This is a genomic window from Rickettsia philipii str. 364D, from assembly GCF_000283995.1.
In the GTDB taxonomy this organism is placed as follows: domain Bacteria; phylum Pseudomonadota; class Alphaproteobacteria; order Rickettsiales; family Rickettsiaceae; genus Rickettsia; species Rickettsia rickettsii.
On sequence record NC_016930.1, the window covers coordinates 1,033,176 to 1,050,778 of the forward strand.

The window sequence follows — 17,603 nt, forward strand, 5'->3', positions numbered from 1 at the left end:
AGGCATGTAGGCGGGAAGAAAGAACAAACGAAGCCCCCTTTTTTCAAAGAGGGCTTTTTTTCTGGAGGAACTTATAAACTTGCTAATCGGGAGCGATTAGAAGTTTACACGGACTTTTAGAGTACCTTGATGTGCAGTATATTTACTTGAAATCTGAGCATCGTAACCGATTCCGTACTCCATCTTAGCATCAGATCTTATGCTTGCACTTAAACCTAAATTATAAGATGTTTTAGTGGTTCTGTCAGGCTGGCTGATACACGGAGTAACTTGTCCGTCTAATACAGACTGAGTTTTAGATAATCTACCGGTTACTTTGTGAACCACAAAAGCGTGAACTTCCGGATATACCGCAAGATCAGTTATGTTCATAGTACTGCCGGCTACTTTAGCACCTACTATTAAATCGGTTCTATCGCTAAATTTGCTGTTAACTTGCTTGTTTGCAACTGTTGTACCGGTTTCTTTGTAGTTTTCGTCAGAAGACTTTAAGTAGCTAAGTCCTGCCATTGGAGTTACTAACACACCTTGCATTGCATTGTAATCATAACCGACTGTTAAGTTACCACCAAATGTCATGTTATCGTAATGACCGGCAGCAATTTGCTTGCTCATATTACCGTTAGCATCGAAGAAGTAACGCTGACTTTTGTTCTTCACTTGGTTTAAGCTAAATATTGCACTACCTTGAGCAAAGAAGTTCTTAACAAGCTGCTGGGCACCATATAGAGAGAATGAGAAACCGTTAACGTCGGTTTTATCACCTTTCTTATAATCTTGATGTTTTATATCAGTTTTAGTGATACCGATAGCAGCACCGATCATTAAATTATCGTTAGCTAGCGTATCTAAACCGATTACGACACCGGTGGTTTTAGCTTTATAACCAGCTAAACCACCTTTCTTACTTTGATGTGCATCAGTATAGAAAGGTTTTGCCCATATACCGTAAGCTACATTATCCATAGCCTCGTCACCTGCAGCAACCGCAGCCGATATTGCTCCAGCTTCAGGTCCAGCCATTTCAGCAGTTTCAGGAGTACCTAAATATCTAAGAGCACCTAATCTGTTACCAAGTTGAGCTTGGATATCTTTAGCTAAATCTAATTGTACATTAGTTATGGCCGCACTTGTATCGGTAACGATAGCTCCAACAAAGTTAGCAGAATTAGCACTATTTTTAGCTAAAAGAAGATTATTATATGCTGCAGTATTAGTTGCATTTACAAATGTTGTAATGTTCTGACCTACACCCGGTGCACCTCCAAACGGACTATTTGCGATATCATTAGTAACTACGTTTTCTGCATTGTTAGTACGTGTTATTACATAATCTTGGTTAGCAGCACGTATTAAACCGTAATTTACGAAACGATTACTTCCGGTTACAGCAAAGTTGGGACCTCCTAAAGTACCGTTAAATCTAGCACCACCTTGGATTAAAGTATAAGTTTGTGTACCACTGAAATTTGCATTGGCATTATCTTGTACTTTAATGGTTGTAGTTCCTGTGGTTGTTGTTGTATTAACTTGCGCACCTTCCAAGATAACGATGTGACCTATATTACCGTTTGCTAATGTTAAAGTAGTTTCAATAGAAGTATTGTTGCCCCATGTTGAAGTACCACTTGCAAATGTTAAAGTATTTGTAACAAGATCGATTTTACCGTTAATAGCAGTAGTACCGCCGCCTAAAATTATATTAGAATTTACAATACCTAAGTTATAAGTACCAAAGTCTATGACTTGTGAATAAATATTTCCTTGTAATCCTGCACCACTATCACTACCTGTAAATCTAACAGACGCTACAGGAGTATCTGAATTACCTATATTACCGACGAATGCATTACCTAAATAAGTTACAGTACCATTATTAGCTTTAGTAGTACCAATAATACTTGTAGAATTAGACAATATACCGTCAGCAAATCTTACATTACCGTTACCGTTAACACTTCCAAGAGTAATTTTACCGTCAAAACCTATTCCGGCTATACCGCCTGTAGTAACAGTGACACCGTCATTAATTGTTGCGTTAGTTGCAATAATATTACCTAAGTTGTTATAGTCTGTAGTAAACGTTACTTGCTTGAACTTTGAAGCGCCAATACCTGTGCCTAAGCCATAAACTGTACCAGGGGTATTAGGAACACCACCGCTAAGTGTGACAGTACCTTGATTATTGTTTATAGTACTGATACCTGCATATAATGTAGTAGCATTAACGATTATGCCGTTATCGCTTCCAAGACCTAGATCTACGATATTATTTTGATCACCGATTACTTGACCGTCAGCGATGACACTATCAACACCTAAAACAACCACGCTAGGAACATCAAAACCTTTAGCTGTTTTATTACCTACGGTACTTTTAATTGTTAAAGGCATTGTGTTGCCTGCATCATTGAATGGAATGCCTCTAGGTAAGAATACAACTGCACCTAAACTTGAATTTTCAAAAGCAATCGTATCAGTCACGGCACCATGATGATTACCTGCATTACCTATCTCATTAATCACTACGTTACCGGGACCAGAAACCGTTATTTGTTTTAAAGCATTAACAGGTGCAGCTTGTTTGTTTAATGTTACGGTAATAGGACCGGTGTTAACGAATTCTACTATACCGGTACCATCGGCAGATGCAACACAGTCTGCAGTATAGTTACCACCGATTTGTAAGGTAGAATTAGCTGCAATTGTAGTGTTACCGTTAAATGTTGCATTACCTAAGAACTTAACAGTAGTACCGTTCTCTAATGCTACAGCATTAAACTTATTACCTTGCTGTCCACCGACTGTACCGCTTACTATATTTGTTCCACCGGCATTAAAGACGAAAGAACCTACGTTAGCATCGGTAGTAGTAATATTAGTAGCATATAAATTTACACCTTCACCAACATTTAATACAGTATCAACATTAACCCCTTTAGATCCAAAATTAATTTCTGCAAGTGGATTTGTAGCACTACCTAAATTTGTACCGGCTGCAAGAGTTGTATCATTATTGACAACAGGATTAAATATTATTTTACCTTGACCGGCAGCATTTGTAGTTCTTGTTATTAAATAAGTATCATGAGCGAATTGTACTGCACCGTCATTTCCAATAACTAACTCGTTAATAGCAACATTACCGTTACTTAAAGCTGTTTTACTTGAGCCAATATTAAATTGTCCAAGAGTTTTATTATTAGCTCCAATAGTACCGATTTTACCGTTAATAGTTAAAGTTTGAGCATTTGTTAGGCTACTCGCATCAACAACGCCTGTTTGATCAGTAGCTATAGCTAAATCAAAATCAACTACAATATTATTTTGAGTGCTTGTTAATTTAATAGTACCACCGTTAGCTTGCAAATCAATCGTTCCACCATTAGCACCGATAATATTTGCTCCACCAAGTGTTAATGTTTTTTTAGCATCGTTAGCTAAAGTAATGCGTTGTAACGCAGCAGCACCGCCAGCGTTCCCTATATCGCCGGTAATTGTAGCACTACCGTCTAAGGTAATAGTACCGGCTGCAAGAGCACCGCCGACAAGAGCAGTTTGGTTAACTTTACCGTTTATAACTGTACCGTCAGCAAGTTTAAAGATAGAACCGGCATTTCCTAAACGTAACTCGGCAGCATGTGTTCCTGATAATTGGACAACTCCGGCACCTGATGCTTCAATTGCTGTAATATTATTTGTCACCGCAACATTTGCATCTGCACTAGCACTTTCTAAAGTACCGTTAGAATCAAAAGTTATCACACCTGCAGTGTTAGCGGGATTGCTAGCATCACCTGTAAAATTACCGGTAAGGGTTATACCATTAGGAACTTTAATCTGTGCTGCAAGATTACCGAAATCAGTATTACCAAAGTTTGAGTCTTGGGTTATTGTAACTTTAGAAGCTGCTGTTTTAAAGGCAGTAGTACCGTCTGCACCAACGTCAACTATGTGTCTAAAATTTACTTGCCCAGTTGCATTAGCACTTTGTATAACCATGTCTTTAGCATAAACTTGTCCATCGATTGTTGCTACCTTACCATTATCTACGCTAACAACAAATCCTGCAGCTCTACCTGCGCCATTATTAGTACCTATTACTGCATTAGCAGCGCCTGCATTAGCTGTAAGTTGACCGTCTACTGCAACAGTGTTAAATTCGATAATACCTTTTAGATTACCGCCTAAACTTCCTGTAATGTTAAAGTTGGTAGCAGCAGCATTCTTACTTAATAATACTAATCTACCCGTACCGTCTGTTCCATTAAAATTAATAGTAGTACCACCTGCTTGTAAATTTAAAGTATTAGCATTATTAGCATCAGTATTGAATATGATACCTTGACCGTCAGCGATATTAATTGCCTTAACAGTAGCAAAACTTTTATTTGAAACTTGAATAAATCCATTAGTAACATTTAATGTACCGTTAACACCATTAACTATTACAGCATTATCTCCAAGTATAAGAGGAGCTTTTTGAGTTGTAGGATTTGCTAAATTAAATACTAATGTAGAAGCCGGAGCACCGAAGTCTATTCTTCCTACACCTTTAAGATCATTATTGTCAATAGCAGCACCATTATTAAATTGTACAACAACATTTTGAGCATTTTTTGTAGCAGCAGCTTGTGCATTAGTAACACCTTGACCTGTTATAGTAAGAGTTTTACCGGCATTAAGCGTAAGGTTAAAGGAGTGAGCGTTATTAACAACATTAGTGATGAACCCTAAGGTAGTATCTTCACTCACTGTCACTGCTAAATGGTTTGCAGTATTTAAAAACAAACCGTTAAAACTACCGGCTGGAGTATTTAAATTAATACCATTATTAGCATTAGCAGTAATAACTGCATTTAGAGCAACTCCAACATTTGCAAGAGCGGCAGTTTGGTCAAATCCCGCACCATCAACAGTTGTAGCAGCGCCGTTTGTTGTTCTATTCTGCTGTATAGCAGCACCCATAGCTGAACCTGCAAAACTGGCTACTATGGTAGCTGTAGAAGCAGTTACCAACCCTGCGGAAATTAATTTTTTTAGAAAATTTGGTTTTTGAGCCATAATTTTTGTCCTATATTTAAGTTAAAATTTAGTACCTAGTATTAAAACAAGCTTATCAAACGTGAGTCAAGATATCCCACATTTGATAAGGAAATAACCTAATATTTTGTTTCAATAGTTTCTAAACTACGGGCTGAGCATACTATATATTGTATATAATTACAAGCATAGCTATAGTTTTTTTATAAAGTTTTAATAAATGTTATATTTTTACCACATTGGCGTTATGCCTTATCAGTGTCATCCCGTGGCTTGACCGCGGGATCCAAAAAAAATAACTTAATAAGTACACATTTTTGATTTTTTTAGATGGATACCGCTACAAGCTCGCAGTATGACACCAAGCACTGGATTCCATGGTCAAGTCACTGGATGACGAACCAATTATCCCCCTAATCTTTGTTAAATATTAGCACTTCAGCAGTATTTGCCCATTTTAGCATTTCGTCGTATTTAGTATGCCAAATACGCATAATTTCTTTTTCATATTCTACAATTTGCTCTTCGAATCCTTCAAATTGTTTCACCATTTGACGTGCTTTAGAAAGTATCGTGTCATTAGTAATGTCAAAAACTTTTTGCAAATGACGGTCTTGTTCTTCTTTATAATTTAAATGAGCTGCTCTACCAAGCTCCGCATCTTTATGCATATTTTCACTTCTTATCTGTATTTCAAAATTACGTTTAGAGTGTAAAAGCTGCATTATATTATGAAGAGACTGATAGCCGTTACTTTTTGGTCTATTGATATAATCTTTGGTGTATAACCAATCTAAATGCGGAGAACTCTTAACTATGTCCAAAGCATTATAGCATAGAGCTTTAGATTTAACTATAATCCTACATGCAATTAAGTCTTTCAATGCATCAATCGGCACTTCTTTCCTTTTCATCTTTTTTAAAACAGAATAAGGTTCTTTAAGACGCATATATATCTCATTTTCTATATCTGCTTTATTTAAATCTTCTTTAAGCAGATTAATAATATCACAAATCAAATCCCCTCCTGCTACCTAAAATTCTCTATATCTCTATTCTTAGTAAAGATTACCTATAGCTTATTTATAAAATTAATTCTTTAACTAAAAATTAAAAAACAGATTAATAGTAAAAATAAATTTTTTCAATATAATTGTTTAATTAATTTTAACTTAGATTAATTGGATAAGTTCCTTAATAGCCATTTTACGGCTAAATACCTGCCGTTGTGCAGTTGTCATCCCGTGGCTTTATGATCATGGGATCTTACATCACAGACTGGGTCCTAAGATACCGCGGTCGAGCCGCGGTATGACATTAAATGAATAATAGCATTACGCAATAAACAAGTCAGAAAATTTATCTATAGAACTTTCCGAAACACTACATAGAACTTCAGACATTTTGTTAAATTCTCCGGTACATTCAAGTACTATATCTACGCCTGCATCTAAAACTTCTTTGGTTATATCTGCCATACTACCGCTTAAAGCTTTCATATCTATTGCATCGGAAATAATAAGCCCTTTAAAGCCGATATTATTTTTAATATAGTCTATCACTTTTTTTGATAGGGTGGCAGGATTCTCAGGATCAAGAGCTTTATAAATTATATGTGCCGTCATAGCAAGTTTAATATTATCGTGCTTCGCGAGCTCCTTAAATACTTTAAAGTCTGTTTTTGCTAACTCTTCTATATCAACATCGACAATCGGTAATTTTTTATGGCTATCCACCGTAGCTCTACCATGGCCCGGAATATGTTTTATACAAGCCCCGACTTTCTCTTCTTGTAATCCGTCTATAGCAGCTAAACATAAAGGCACGACTACTTCCGGCTCCCAACCAAAACTTCTATCGCCGACTATCTTGTCTGCTCCTTCGTGGAGCAAATCCGCTACCGGTGCAAAATCTAGATTAATGCCTACTTCTCTCAGCTCTTTCGCAATATCACTATAATTTTGTTTACATGCTTGGGGATCAGTAAAAGTTTGAGCAGCCGGAGCGTCATAAAAAGTCGGTGCTATAAGCCTTTGTACCCTACCGCCTTCTTGATCTATAGAGATGATAGTATTTTCCCCTAATACTTCTTTTATATCTGCAATAAGCTTAATAAGGGCTTCTTTAACCTGCGCACCGTTATCATTCTTTCTAATATTACGACGGAATAAAACTACACCTAAAGGATTATGCTCTTCAAATAATTCTCTTTCGGCATCGGTTAATTCAGGACCAGATATACCTATAATTACTGGCTTTACCATTTGTCTTATTGTCATAATATGTTCTTTTCTTTAAAACATGATATGACAAGTACTATACGCACGTCATCGAGGAATCGGCAAGAATTTTTTTTATTTGAAGAGACAAATTATGGAAATTGGTAAGTAATATATCGATTCTAGCGGTAGAAAGAGATGTAATATCTTTATTTAAAGATTTTTGGAGTAGATCAATATCATTAGCAGTATAATATTTTCTATTATTTATTTTATAATTAGATAAATCAGGGCTTTTTGTCTCTAGATATCTTAATTGATGTAAAGCAATATTTAAATGCTTAATCACTTCACTAGCAGAATAATATTTTTTTGTTAGCTTATTGTTTGTCATATACTCCGAATACAGATTTTGTTGCATGGCTCGTTTTATGTCATTCCCGCGTAGGCGGGAGTCCCAAAAATAACCTTAATATTGATACACATTATTGACACAATAAACCTAAAAAAACAAGTTTTTTATAGGTTTTACTGGATTCCTACTTTCGCGGGAATGACATAAAAAGCATTTTCCGAGACATACAACAAGCCAACAAATTATAACGAAGTTCATCGAGTAGATTCATTAATTAAAGCTTTTAATTTAGAAGAAGGGACAAAACGTAAATGCTTTTTTGATTCTATAATTACCAGTGCTTTGGTATGAAAATTTATTCCGGGACGTGGATTTTTTTGTTTCACCTCAAAGCTACCAAAATTCTTTAAAGTTAATTTTTGCGCTTTTGCTATTTCTAAAATATTAGAAAAAACCGTATGAACTATTTCCTCGCATAAATGATTTGAAAAACCCAATTTAGAGCTTAACATAGCTGCAATTTTTGCTTTGGTAATAGTCATAAATAATACCGGTTTTTAAGGGTGTATTGTCTGCAGTCATTGCGAGGAAAAACTATAAGTTGCGACGAAGCAATCTCAGAAGTTGATCCTACTTTATGAGATTGCCGCGTCGATGCTACGCATCTCCTCGCAATGACGTTAAAAAATTACGAATTTGCTTTTTCTTCATCGTTATTATATTCGTTAATATTTTTATTTAGCTCTTCTAATTTATCCACTAGGTGCTGACGTATTTTTTCTTGCTTCTTGCTGCCTGCTTTTTTATAAGCTTCCATTTTTGCTTTTACAGCATCTATAGATTTTTGCAGTTCTTCACCTTGTTTATCTTTCTGATCTTTCACATTCTTTTTTATCTCTGTAACGCTTTGGGCTATCTGATCATAAGTATTGCTTAAGGTCTGATTAAATTTATCGGCTCCCGTTTGTGCTAGATTTGTTAAATTGTCTTTTAATTCCTGTAAGTTTTCGGTAATTGTTTTTGTACTGCTTGTAGCTACTTCTGCAGTTTGTACTTCATTTGCTGTTGTTTCATCCTTGGTAGGCAAATCTGCAAAAATACTAGGTGTTAATAATAAAGTAGCGGCAGCACCTAAGGTTATTAAAAATTTTTTCATTATATTCTCCAATTATTTATGTTTATTATTATATTGTTCAACTTTCTGACTTAAATCATCAAGTTTTTTCACAAGAGTCTATCTATATTCTTCCACTTTATCATCTTTAATTTTCTGATAATCCTGTAACTCTTTCGTTAAATTTTTATATTGCGCTTTTATAGTTTCTAAAGAATGGTCTTTACTATCCTTAGCATATGCCTCTAAATCATTAATTTTGACGGATAATTTATCTGCTACTTCATGACATTTTTTATTAAAATCGACAGTAGTAATTTTAGCAGAGTCCTTAAGATGTTAATGTAATTCTTCAAGTGCTTCACTTATAGTTCTTATAAAACCTCTTTCTTTATTGAAATAGTTAATAAAAATTAAACTTAAGCATTATATACCGGTATCATAAATAATATAATTATAAAAAGCAATTTTAAAAAGTACATATTGAATATATAGTTATTGTATCAAATAAATTTGAGGGTGTTATGACATTAGAACTAGGAAAAAAACTTCCCGATTTATCTTTACACATAGGTCAAGATAACGTAATTAAACTATCGGATTTAAAAGGAAAATTCGTAATATTATATTTTTACCCGAAAGACGATACACCTGGATGTACTATTGAAGCACAAGATTTTAACAAGCTAAAACCGGAATTCGATAAACTTAATACGGTAATTATCGGAGTATCCAAAGATAAGCTTGACTCTCATGATAAATTTAAAGAAAAATATAGTTTAGGATTTGATTTAGCCTCTGATGCAAATTCAAATTTATGCGAACAATTAGGGGTATGGATAGAAAAATCAATGTTCGGTAAAAAATATATGGGTATTGATAGAGCTACGTTTTTACTTGATAAGGAAGGCATAGTTAAACATATTTGGCGGTCGGTAAATGCTAAAAATCATGCTCAAGAAGTACTTGAGAAATTACGGACTATGCTTTCTTAAAATGTCATACCGTGGCTCATTTTTTTGTCATTGCGAGGAAATTGCATAGCAATTGACGAAGCAATCTCAGGATATTGGACGAGATTGCCACGCAGCTTACGGCTGTTCGCAATGACGTTTCATTGCTTCCATCTATTGTGAAACCAAAACCATTGAGCAGGATTTTGCTTAACCCATTCTCCTAGCATTTGATTAATATTAAGCATAATATTATAGCAATCGGCTTTATTATCGCCGGTTTGCTCCAACTTTAATTGCGGATGAACTATTACTTTAAAATAACTGCCTTTAGTTCTAATGATTTGGCAAGGTATAATTGGATATTTATACTGCAAAGCAATTTTAGCGATGGCGCTTGCAGTCATAGCAGGATGCCCTAAAAAAGGCACTTCAATTCCATCGTTCATTTTTTGATCAACAAGCATAACAATAGATTCACTCTCCTTGATAGCCCTGACTAAAGCTCTGCTACCTTCAGGACCTTTCGGTATAAGTCTTAATTTATCACCGGCACGACTTTCATTAACCAACTTGTTAACATATGGGTTATTTGCTTTACGATAAATTACGGCAACTTTCGGATAAAATTTATGAAGAATCTTAATACTAATATCCCAATTGGCAAAGTGACCGCTAAATAATAAAAAAGGTTGTCCTTCAAGTTTTTTAATATTTTCTATGCCGATTATTGCGATTCTACGCTCTAACTCGGCTTCATCCATCTTGCTAACATATGTAAATTCACCGATAAACCTACCAAAATTATCCCAAGTTTGATCTATGATTTTTTCAACATCACACATATAACCGAATACTACTTTAATATTTCGTCTAGCAATTTTATTAACAGCAAATAATATACCGACTTTTCTTGCTATAAAACTACAAATATCCGCCGCTTTATCTACACCGAATATTCCTATTACTTTCAGAAATATAACAACGATAAAATACTCAATTAAATATCTAAGCTTTTTTAAAAATTTTTTCATTTAATAAATCAGGATGGTTTATAGATAATTCTACATCTAGACAGACAATATTATTATTTAAATCATTAAACTTAACATGATCTTTTCTTGTAGTAACTAAGGTAGCATTATGCTCTTTAGCTAATGAATATAAATTTTCTAAATCTGCTTGTAAATAATTATAATGATCAGGAAAAATTTTGTAACCGGTTATATTTAATCCGTAATTTTTTAAAGTCGCAAAGAAACGCTCAGGATTACCGATACCGCTAAAAGCAAAATAATTTTTAGTTTTATCTATATTATTTGAAGGAACTATTTGAGCATTTATTAACTTATTGACATAAGGAGTTAAAATCTGCGGTATTTTATCTTGGTGGCTACTGACTAAAAAAATTAAATCAGCTGCATCAAGGGCTTTATTTGGATATTGTCTTAAAGGACCGGCAGGAATTAGAAAACCGTTGCCGAAAAGCCTTTGGCTATCTACTGAGACTATAGTAAAGTCTTTATGAAAATAAGGATTTTGTAGGAAATCATCAACTATTATTATATCAGGTTTAAGCTCGTTAATTAACGGCACAATCTCTTTAATATTTTTAGTAGCAATAACTGCTCCGTACTTTGCAAGTATTACCCCCTCATCTCCTACCTCTAATGCTGTATGTCTTTGATGTATGGTAGTTGCACTTTTAAGGTTACTACCATAAGCCTTAGTTACTATTACAAAACTTACATTTCTAGCTTTTAGTAATTTGGCTAGATACATTACTATCTGCGTCTTACCCGTACCTCCTACGCTACAATTACCGACACAAATAACTTTAGCAGGCAACATAATAGGACGTGCTAAACTAGCTCGTAAATAGCCTAAAAATTGATATATCAAGCTTATAGGCAAAAGCAAATAAGCTATAATATTTCGCTTCTGCCAAAATTCAGGATATAAAAGTTTGATCATAGTTTAACATTTATGGTAGTTAAAAATAAAGTCAAACGGATTGATTGCTTTATTATCTAACAGAATTTCAAAATGCAAATGTTCACCCGTTGCATTACCAGTGCTTCCTTGTATACCGATAAATTGACCACGCTTAATTTTATTTCCTTCCTTGACTGACATTTCTTTTAAATGAGCATATTTCGTAACAAATTTGTGTCCATGTTTAATCTCAACAAAATTCCCGTAATCAGGTGCTCTAGCGGCTTTTATAACAATTCCGCTTGCTGCCGCATATATCGGTGCTGCTTTTTTAGCTTGTAAATCAATACCACTATGGAAACATTTCTTTTTTCTTTTCTTTTTATGAGGACTTGTCCTAGTTCCGTAATGGCTAGTAATTTTCGGCTCATATTCCGGCATCATAAGTGGTATTGTACTAATTATTTTATCAAGCTTGGTTAATTCTGAGATATTATTCCTATGAGTTTGTTTTTTTGCAAAATAGCTAGCTTCCGGTTTAGAGAGAAACTTATATTTTGAATGTAGTTTTGTTACAACTGCTTTTATATTAGCTATTTTTATTTCGGCTGCTTTATTAAATTCTGCTGGGTTTTTATTATGTAATTTGTGTAAAAAAATCTTATTTTGTTTAGGGTTATTAATTATTAGACCTAAGTTTTTTGCATATATACATTTGCTATTTTTGTTTGTTAAATCATACTGTACTACTAAATCCGCATGGCTGATTTTATATTTTTGTTTTAATTGAGATGAAGTAGTAGCAAGTAACGTAGTATCACTAGATTTTTTAATACTGCTACAACCTTGAACAAGAAAAACTATAAACAGTAAAAAGATATATTTTTTAAAAGACATTAAAGATAAATGTATGTAAATTTCAAATTAAGAGTGCCACTTAAATATTCTGTTAATTGCTCTAATTCTCCTCTAATATTTGGAGGGTTAATTAACATTAACCCACACTTTACCATATTTTTATCACTATTTAAAAGCTCATATTCAATAATCATAGTTTCTTTAAATCCGATATTTTTGTAATTATGGTAAAAATCACGGACTAAAGATAAATCTTTTATAGGATACCAAATTAAGACAGTATTATTAAGAACTCGTAGCTTAATTTTTTTAAGTGCTTCAAGTAATTTTTGAAACTCATTTTTTACTTCAAAAGGCGGATCAAGAAAAATTAATCCTCTATTCTCTTTAAATGGTAGCAAAGCTTTGATAGCATTATAAGCATCTATATTATGCGTATCATTTGGTAATAATTTTTTTAAACTTAAATAATCGCTTGGATGAAGTTCGCAGGCAATTAAGCGATCATTTGGTCTTAATAATTGCTTAATTATAAAAGGTGAACCTGGGTAGTGACTTTTGCCTGCTATATTTATTATATTTAAAAAAGTTTGTAAGAGCTGAGGAATAGGATCGGTAGCTTGCAGTAATTTATTAATTCCCGTATCGCTTTCTAGAGTTTTAGACGCCGCCTCCGAGTTTAAATCGTAAAGACCTGGCCCAGTAAAAGCATCTAAAACCACAAAAGGTTTTTCTTTTTTCTTGAGCTGTTCTAAAATACTAATTAGGACTAAATGTTTGACTATATCGGCAAAATTGCCTGCATGATAAATATGACGATAGTTCATTTTAAATTAATCATAAATTTCACGTCTATTACCAACTCGCACGCATGGCTCTATGTCATTCCCGCTTTCGCGGGAATGACATAGAGCATATACTTTATAAACCATATTTCTTTTTTAAGAATTCCGTTGCTTCTGTTGAAGTAAGTAATTTATCACTTTTATTATTGCTTCTTGCTAAAGCAGTTTCTGCATCTGCTCTATCTTCTTTTAGTTCACGTAAATAATTTTTAATGGCTTCTCGTATTAGTATATTTAGGCATCTCGTCTAATTTAGCTACAGTAATTATATATTATATCATAGTATAATTTACTGTGCAATCTTTCGTAAAAGCAGTGTAGATTAATACTATAGCCTTTAATTAGACATTCTTTAAGTAAGTTAGTAGCCCATTTTCTGAAAGCGATCCCTCTCTTAGAATTTACCCTATATCCTACTGATATTATCATATCTAAATTATAGTATTCTACTTGGTATGTTTTACCATCAGCGGCAGTATGTACAAAATTTGCACATACTATATAGTTTTCTTTCTTTTAGCATTTTATTAATATGTTTTGTAATAACTGTTCTATCTTTGTCAAAAAGTTTAGCATTGCCTAGAAAAAGTTGTTTTATAGTGTAGTTTAGCTTTCCGATGTCATTCCCGCTTTCGCGGAAATGACAGCGAGTTTTTTATTTACTATCATTTAGTTAGCAATGCCTTGCTTTAAACATTTTTTATAAGTGTAAGCCATTCTTCTTCATCAATAATTTTAATATTAAGCTCTTTAGCTTTTTTAAGTTTACTGCCTGCATCAACGCCGGCTACAACTAAATCCGTGTTCGATGATACGCCAACTGCAACTTTAGCCCCAAGCTTCTCAGCCGTTGCTTTAGCTTCTGCTCTAGATATCGTCGGTAAACTACCGGTAAATACGACTATCTTGTCCGTTAAACTACTCTGTTCTCTAGTCTCTTTATAATCTTCAATATTTAATATTTCACCAAGTTTTTTGATAAGCTCAATATTTTCTTTAACATCAAAAAAATCAATAATATCTACTAAAATCTTATCACCGATTCCTTCTAAATTGTTTAGTTTTTGATAAATATCAGGCTCATTTGTTCTAAGCAATTCCATTTGAGCTATAAAATTATTATAGCTGCCAAATTCTCTAGCAAGTAATTTAGCATTTTGTTCACCGATATGCCTTATGCCTAATGCATATATAAATCTTGGCAAACTAACGTTTTTTGATTTTTCTATATTTTTAAAAAGATTTTCTACTGATTTTTTACCCCATCCATCCATATTTTCAAGTTTTGCTAAGCTAGAGTCATTTTTGTCTTTTAAAAAGAAAATATCTAAAGGATTACTAATCAATCCCTTATCTATTAAAAACTCAACTTGCTTACGCCCAAGCCCCTCAATATCCATAGCATTTTTCGATACAAAATGACGGATACGCTCATAATTCTGAGCAGGGCAGTTAAGGCCATTATCACAGCGTATAATAATATCTTCAGGCGTATAATGCAATTTAGAATTGCATGACAGACAAAATAAAGGAGTATCAAACGTTTCTGTATCATTAGGACGTTTATCAAAATCAACTCCCATGATTTTAGGAATAACGTCACCAGCACGTTGCAGGAATACATAATCCTTAATCCGCAAATCTTTTCGTGCAATTTCTTGGAAATTATGTAATGTTGCTCTGCTAACAGTGACCCCGCCTATTTCTATGGGTTCAAGTTCGGCTACTGGCGTTAACGTACCAGTTCTACCGACCTGTACAGTAATAGAAAGTAACTTTGTTTGTCCTATTATTGCAGGAAATTTATGAGCGGTAGCAAAGCGTGGATTTCGTGCAATAAAGCCCATTCTATTTTGCAGTGCAAAATCATTTAGCTTATATACTACTCCATCAATTTCATAAGGTAAATTTTCTCTATTTGTTTTGAGATATTCGTAAAAGGCAAAAATTTCTTCTTCAGAACTCGCAAGTTTAGATATTTCATTAATGTTAAAGCCGCATTCTTTTAATTTTGTAAGTAATTGATCTTGTGAAGAAGCGAGATTCTGTTCAGTTACCCCTCCTGAATATACAAAATATTTGAGCGGTCTTTTAGCCGTAATAGAAGAATCAAGCTGACGAAGTGATCCGGCAGCAGCATTACGAGGATTGGCAAATTTATCCTTGCCCTGCTCTTCTTGTTCTTTATTTAGATTTAAAAAATCTTGTTTTTCAATATAAATTTCCCCTCGTACTTCTAAAAACTCCGGAACATTATCTATTTTATGAGGAAAATTTTTGATTGTTTTAATATTTGCTGTTATATCTTCACCGACATATCCGTCACCTCTTGTAGCTCCCGTTGTAAGCACCCCGTGTTTATAAACAGCAGAAAAAGACAAACCGTCTATTTTAGGTTCACAAAAGATAGGAGCAAACTCATTAAGGCGTAAGAAAATTTTTATACGGTCTACAAAATCTCTCACATCTTGCTCATCAAAAGCATTACTGAGAGATAACATGGGCACTTGATGCGTAACTTTAGCAAATTTATTTGCTATTTTAGCCCCTACTTTTTTGCTAGGACTATTTTCTAAAATTAAATGAGGAAATTTTTGTTCTAACTTGAGATTGGTATTAAATAGCTGATCATACTCGCTATCAGAAACTAAAGGATTATCTTCTATATAATAAGCATGGTTATACGCTGCAATTTTATCAGCGAGTTCTTCTAGTAATTTTTGTGCTTCCTCTTCAGATATTAAATCAATATTTTGCATTAGTAGTTCATACTTTTATTTTAATTTACAATCAAATCCAATTCCTAAAATTTTTATTTTCTTCAAAATCGCTAATTGCTCGTTTTAGTCTTTCAGCATTTTTAGGACTTTTTAACCAGTATAGTTTCCTCCATAGCATTATGATCTTCAAGCGACATAATAACCACCGGTTTTTGTTTTTGTCTAGTTACAATCACTGAAGTGTGATCTGCACAAACTTTTTTCATAACATAACCTACTTAAGTACGTTTACATGTAATAAGGCATGTTTTATAACTAGTCACTTTAAGAATCAAAATCAAAATCTTTACCTAGTTTAATATATGCTCTAATACGGCTCATGAGATTTTGGAAATATGTTAAATTATGCCATGTCATTAGCATAGAGCCAAGTATTTCACCGATTCTAACTAAATGATGTAGATAAGCTTTACTATAGTTTCTACAAGCAGGACATAGGCAATCATGTTCTAGCGGCTTGTTATCATCGGCATATTTGCTATTGCGGATATTTACCGTACCGTATTTCGTAAAAGCCTGACCGTTGCGACCTGAGCGTGTCGGGATTACGCAGTCAAACATATCTATACCCCTGCTAACCGCACCTATAATATCAGCAGGCTTACCGACTCCCATTAAATAACGCGGCTTATTTTGCGGCAGAAAATCAGGAGCATAATCAAGTACTTTAAACATAAGCTCCTGCCCCTCCCCTACTGCAAGTCCACCTATAGCATAACCGTCAAAATCAAGTTCTACTAGATCCTTAGCCGATTGCTCACGTAATTCTTCGTAAACGCTACCTTGAATAATACCGAATTGTGCATAGCCTTCCCGCTTAACAAAAGTATTACGTGATCTCTTCGCCCATCTAGTCGTAAGCTGCATAGAAGTTTTAGCTTCTTCAAAGGTTGCAGGGTAAGGCGTACATTCATCAAAAGCCATAGTGATTGTGCTACCGAGCAGATATTGTATTTCGGTAGAACGCTCAGGAGTTAACATATATTTATCGCCGTTAATATGAGAGCTGAAACTTACTCCCTCTTCGGTGATCTTGCATAACTTCGATAGCGACATTACCTGAAAACCGCCAGAATCGGTTAATATCGGCTTATCCCAATTCATGAATTTATGTAAGCCACCAAGCTGTACTATACGTTCGGCAGTCGGCTGAAGCATTAAGTGGTAAGTATTGCCAAGCAATATATCCGCCCCCGTTTCTGCTACCGATTCAGGTAGCATTGCCTTAACCGTTCCTCTAGTTCCAACTGGCATAAAAGCGGGTGTACGCATCTCACCGTGTGCAGTCACGATAATACCGCTTCTAGCTTTTTTATGCTGATGATGAATATTAAAAGAAAATTTTGACACTGATAATCACTTATTTTTAAAAGCAATATCTTAGCATACTATAGTTTATCCTGGAATATAAAAATTAAGATTAAAAGCAGATATCACCTAAAAGCAGTTGTTTTATGCTGTAATTTAGCCTTCCGATGTCATTCCCGCGTAATGATAATCT

The 17,603-nt window shown here is 34.2% G+C and carries 15 protein-coding genes; 1 reads left to right on the forward strand and 14 read right to left on the reverse strand.

Annotation, left to right across the window (positions count from 1 at the left end):
• Positions 1-96 precede the first annotated feature (96 nt).
• The 6 genes from ompB to RSA_RS05455 all read right to left on the reverse strand — a co-directional run bounded on the left by ompB (position 97) and on the right by RSA_RS05455 (position 8,773).
• Positions 97-5,064, reverse strand: a complete 4,968-nt coding sequence (gene ompB, locus RSA_RS05430; protein WP_014364963.1) for an outer membrane protein OmpB — start codon at positions 5,062-5,064, stop codon at positions 97-99.
• Positions 5,065-5,456: 392 nt separating this feature from the next.
• On the reverse strand, positions 5,457-6,062 hold the full coding sequence (locus tag RSA_RS05435) for a guanosine polyphosphate pyrophosphohydrolase (protein ID WP_014364964.1): 606 nt from the start codon (positions 6,060-6,062) through the stop codon (positions 5,457-5,459).
• Positions 6,063-6,377: 315 nt separating this feature from the next.
• Entirely contained in the window at positions 6,378-7,322 is a 945-nt protein-coding gene (gene nagZ / locus RSA_RS05440) for a beta-N-acetylhexosaminidase (RefSeq protein WP_014364965.1), read from the reverse strand.
• Positions 7,323-7,359: 37 nt separating this feature from the next.
• Complete coding sequence (locus tag RSA_RS05445) at positions 7,360-7,656, reverse strand: MerR family transcriptional regulator (protein ID WP_014364966.1); 297 nt, start codon at positions 7,654-7,656, stop codon at positions 7,360-7,362.
• A 215-nt stretch (positions 7,657-7,871) separates the two neighbouring features.
• Positions 7,872-8,159, reverse strand: coding sequence for an HU family DNA-binding protein (locus tag RSA_RS05450; RefSeq protein WP_012151223.1), 288 nt, complete (start codon positions 8,157-8,159; stop codon positions 7,872-7,874).
• Positions 8,160-8,305: 146 nt separating this feature from the next.
• Complete coding sequence (locus tag RSA_RS05455) at positions 8,306-8,773, reverse strand: hypothetical protein (RefSeq protein WP_014364967.1); 468 nt, start codon at positions 8,771-8,773, stop codon at positions 8,306-8,308.
• A 482-nt stretch (positions 8,774-9,255) separates the two neighbouring features.
• Here RSA_RS05455 and bcp point away from each other — a divergent pair, with 482 nt between their 5' ends.
• Positions 9,256-9,726, forward strand: a complete 471-nt coding sequence (gene bcp / locus RSA_RS05460) for a thioredoxin-dependent thiol peroxidase (RefSeq protein WP_004997602.1) — start codon at positions 9,256-9,258, stop codon at positions 9,724-9,726.
• 119 nt (positions 9,727-9,845) lie between these two features.
• On the opposite strand, the gene RSA_RS05465 is transcribed toward bcp, so the two are convergent.
• The 8 genes from RSA_RS05465 to tgt form a co-directional block, all read right to left on the reverse strand.
• Positions 9,846-10,718, reverse strand: coding sequence for a lipid A biosynthesis lauroyl acyltransferase (locus tag RSA_RS05465; protein WP_014364968.1), 873 nt, complete (start codon positions 10,716-10,718; stop codon positions 9,846-9,848).
• On the reverse strand, positions 10,693-11,658 hold the full coding sequence (gene lpxK / locus RSA_RS05470) for a tetraacyldisaccharide 4'-kinase (RefSeq protein WP_014364969.1): 966 nt from the start codon (positions 11,656-11,658) through the stop codon (positions 10,693-10,695). Before lpxK ends, RSA_RS05465 begins: the two co-directional genes overlap by 26 nt.
• A 3-nt stretch (positions 11,659-11,661) precedes the next feature.
• Complete coding sequence (locus RSA_RS05475; RefSeq protein ID WP_014364970.1) at positions 11,662-12,516, reverse strand: M23 family metallopeptidase; 855 nt, start codon at positions 12,514-12,516, stop codon at positions 11,662-11,664.
• Entirely contained in the window at positions 12,516-13,304 is a 789-nt protein-coding gene (locus RSA_RS05480) for a 23S rRNA (adenine(2030)-N(6))-methyltransferase RlmJ (RefSeq protein WP_012151228.1), read from the reverse strand. Before RSA_RS05480 ends, RSA_RS05475 begins: the two co-directional genes overlap by 1 nt.
• 270 nt (positions 13,305-13,574) lie before the next feature.
• Positions 13,575-13,823, reverse strand: a complete 249-nt coding sequence (rhuM, locus tag RSA_RS07980; protein ID WP_081498230.1) for a RhuM family protein — start codon at positions 13,821-13,823, stop codon at positions 13,575-13,577.
• Between the two features lie 188 nt (positions 13,824-14,011).
• The gene (gene ligA, locus RSA_RS05485) at positions 14,012-16,081 is read right to left on the reverse strand and encodes an NAD-dependent DNA ligase LigA (RefSeq protein WP_014364971.1); all 2,070 of its coding nucleotides are present in this window, start codon (positions 16,079-16,081) and stop codon (positions 14,012-14,014) included.
• 101 nt (positions 16,082-16,182) lie between these two features.
• Complete coding sequence (locus RSA_RS09730; protein ID WP_014364972.1) at positions 16,183-16,308, reverse strand: type II toxin-antitoxin system Phd/YefM family antitoxin; 126 nt, start codon at positions 16,306-16,308, stop codon at positions 16,183-16,185.
• A gap of 58 nt (positions 16,309-16,366) precedes the next feature.
• On the reverse strand, positions 16,367-17,452 hold the full coding sequence (tgt, locus tag RSA_RS05490) for a tRNA guanosine(34) transglycosylase Tgt (RefSeq protein ID WP_014364973.1): 1,086 nt from the start codon (positions 17,450-17,452) through the stop codon (positions 16,367-16,369).
• Positions 17,453-17,603: the final 151 nt, after the last annotated feature.

Coding starts and splice junctions, on each gene's coding strand:
- ompB (WP_014364963.1), bottom strand. CDS start 5,064: ATGGCTCAAAAACCAAATTTTCTAAAAAAATTAATTTCCGCAGGGTTG.
- nagZ (WP_014364965.1), bottom strand. CDS start 7,322: ATGACAATAAGACAAATGGTAAAGCCAGTAATTATAGGTATATCTGGT.
- RSA_RS05445 (WP_014364966.1), bottom strand. CDS start 7,656: ATGACAAACAATAAGCTAACAAAAAAATATTATTCTGCTAGTGAAGTG.
- RSA_RS05450 (WP_012151223.1), bottom strand. CDS start 8,159: ATGACTATTACCAAAGCAAAAATTGCAGCTATGTTAAGCTCTAAATTG.
- RSA_RS05455 (WP_014364967.1), bottom strand. CDS start 8,773: ATGAAAAAATTTTTAATAACCTTAGGTGCTGCCGCTACTTTATTATTA.
- bcp (WP_004997602.1), top strand. CDS start 9,256: ATGACATTAGAACTAGGAAAAAAACTTCCCGATTTATCTTTACACATA.
- RSA_RS05465 (WP_014364968.1), bottom strand. CDS start 10,718: ATGAAAAAATTTTTAAAAAAGCTTAGATATTTAATTGAGTATTTTATC.
- lpxK (WP_014364969.1), bottom strand. CDS start 11,658: ATGATCAAACTTTTATATCCTGAATTTTGGCAGAAGCGAAATATTATA.
- RSA_RS05475 (WP_014364970.1), bottom strand. CDS start 12,516: ATGTCTTTTAAAAAATATATCTTTTTACTGTTTATAGTTTTTCTTGTT.
- RSA_RS05480 (WP_012151228.1), bottom strand. CDS start 13,304: ATGAACTATCGTCATATTTATCATGCAGGCAATTTTGCCGATATAGTC.
- ligA (WP_014364971.1), bottom strand. CDS start 16,081: ATGCAAAATATTGATTTAATATCTGAAGAGGAAGCACAAAAATTACTA.
- RSA_RS09730 (WP_014364972.1), bottom strand. CDS start 16,308: ATGAAAAAAGTTTGTGCAGATCACACTTCAGTGATTGTAACTAGACAA.